Source organism: Falsiroseomonas sp. RANM36 (assembly GCF_056682175.1).
The window spans coordinates 129797-131993 of record NZ_JBWXTD010000004.1 but is presented as its reverse complement, the minus strand read 5'-3'; the positions used below and the strand labels follow the sequence as shown (position 1 = coordinate 131993).

Sequence of the window (2197 nt, the reverse complement as noted above, 5' to 3'; positions counted from 1 at the left end):
GGCGCGGGGGGGGGGGTGGGTGGGGGTGTTGGGGGTGGACTAGGGGGGCGCCCGCGCCGCGGCCCCGCGGGGGGCCGCGCCGGGCGCGGCGCGCCGCCTCTCCGGCCATGTGATCCCCGGCGTGCCGAACCTGCATTCCCACGCCTTCCAGCGCGCCATGGCCGGCGGGGCGGAGCGTCGCAGCCCGGCCGGGCAGGACAGTTTCTGGACCTGGCGGGAGACGATGTACCGCTTCGTCGGCCGCTTCTCGCCCGAGGATGCGGAGGCCGTCGCGGCGCAACTCTATGTGGAACTGCTGGAACACGGCTTCTGCAGCGTCGCCGAGTTCCACTACCTGCACCATCAGCCGGACGGCGCGCCCTATGCCGACGTCGCCGAAATGGCAAAGCGGCATTTCGCCGCCGCGCGGCAGGCGGGCATCGGCATCACCATGCTGCCCTCGCTCTACCGGCATGGCGGCATCTTCGGAAAGCCGCCGCATGAGGGGCAGCGACGCTTCCTGAACGACCTCGACCGCTTCCTCCGCATCGTGGAGGCGTCGCGTGCCGCCTGCGCCGGCGATCCGCAATGCGCGGTCGGCCTCGCGCCGCATTCGCTCCGCGCCGTCACGCCGGAGATGCTGCGCACGCTGGCCGGCGACGCCGGCCCCATCCACATCCATGCCGCCGAGCAGCCGAAGGAGGTGGAGGAATCCCTCGCCGTCACCGGCGCGCGGCCCGTCCGCTGGCTGCTGGACAACATGCCCGTGGACGCGCGCTGGTGCCTGATCCACGCGACGCATCTGGATGATTCCGAGGTGACGGGCCTCGCGCGCTCCGGCGCCGTCGCCGGGCTCTGCCCCACCACCGAAGCCTCGCTCGGCGACGGCATGTTTCGCCTGCCGGAGTTTCTCGCCGCCGGCGGTCGCTTCGGGATCGGCACCGACAGCCATGTCGGCACCGCTCCGGCCTTCGAGCTGCGCCAGCTCGAGACAACGCAGCGCCTGCGCGACCATGCGCGCGCCGTCGCCACGGGCGACGAGAACCCGCATCCCGGCCGCACGCTGCTGGATGCGGCGCTGGCTGGCGGCGCGCAGGTCTCGGGCCGCGCCATCGGCGCCATCGCCCCGGAGATGCGTGCCGATCTCGTGGAACTGGACGACACCCACCCGCTGCTGCTCGGGCGCGAGGGCGACGCGCTGCTGGATGCCTGGGTGTTCAGCGGCCAGGGCAATCCGGTGCGGACAGTGGTGTGCGGCGGGAAGCCGGTGGTGGAGGCGGGGCGTCACGTGAACGCGATGGCGATCCGCGACGCTTTCGGCGCGGCGATGCGGAGGCTCATGGCGTGACGGGACAGCTAACCGGAAAAGTCGCGATCATCACCGGCGGCAGCCGCGGCATCGGCCGCGCCATCGCGCTGCTCTATGCCGGGGAAGGCGCCGACATCGCCTTCTGCCACCTGCACGACGCGGAGGGCGCCGCGGAGGTCGCGGCCAAGGTCGAGGCCCTGGGCCGCCGCTGTTTCCATGCCGATGTGGACGTCGCGGAGCTGCCCGCGCTGCGCGCCTTCATCGCGGGTGCCGAGGCCACGCTCGGCCCCTGCGATATCCTGGTGAACAACGCCGGCCTGAACCTGCGCGGCCCCTTCGAGACGATCACGGAGGAAACATTCGACCGCGTGATGGCGGTGCATGTGCGCGCCAGCTTCTTCGCCGCGCAGGCCGTCTGGCCGGGCATGGTCGCGCGGGGCAGGGGGCGGATCATCACCACCGCCTCGCAGCTCGCCTTCAAGGGCGCGCCCAACATCGTGCCCTATTGCATGGCCAAGGCCGCGCTGGTCGGCATGACCCGCGCCCTCGCGCGGGAGGGCGCGCCGAAGGGCATCCTGGTGAATGCCGTGGCACCCGGCCCGGTCGAGACCGACCTCACCGCGCAGCTCGGCCCCGAATGGGCGGCGCAGACCGGCGCCGCGCTGCCGATCGGCCGCGTCGGCCAGCCCGAGGAGATCGCCGCCGCCGCGCTGCTGCTGGCGAGCTCCCCCGGCGGCGACTTCTTCGTCGGCGCGACGCTCTCCCCCAATGGCGGGGACGTGATGCACTAGTTTGACAAGTGCGCGGCACTTGCCGCGGGGCGGCCGGGGGGCCCCGGGGGGGGGGGGGGGGGGGGGGGGGGGGGGGGGGGGGGGGGGGGGGGGGGGGGGGGGCGGCGGGCGGGCCGGC

At 73.9% G+C, this 2197-nt stretch carries 1 protein-coding gene and 1 pseudogene; both read left to right on the top strand.

The genetic code is table 11. The features are described 5' to 3' along the window. Positions 1–85: 85 nt before the first annotated feature. A pseudogene (locus AC1MIR_RS14380) lies at positions 86–1327 on the top strand (formimidoylglutamate deiminase); the annotation flags it as partial. Next, positions 1324–2079 carry an SDR family NAD(P)-dependent oxidoreductase gene (locus AC1MIR_RS14375; RefSeq protein ID WP_480028882.1) on the top strand — a complete coding sequence of 252 codons (756 nt, stop codon included), beginning with the start codon at positions 1324–1326 and terminating at the stop codon, positions 2077–2079. The pseudogene AC1MIR_RS14380 and the gene AC1MIR_RS14375, both read left to right, overlap by 4 nt. Positions 2080–2197: the final 118 nt, after the last annotated feature.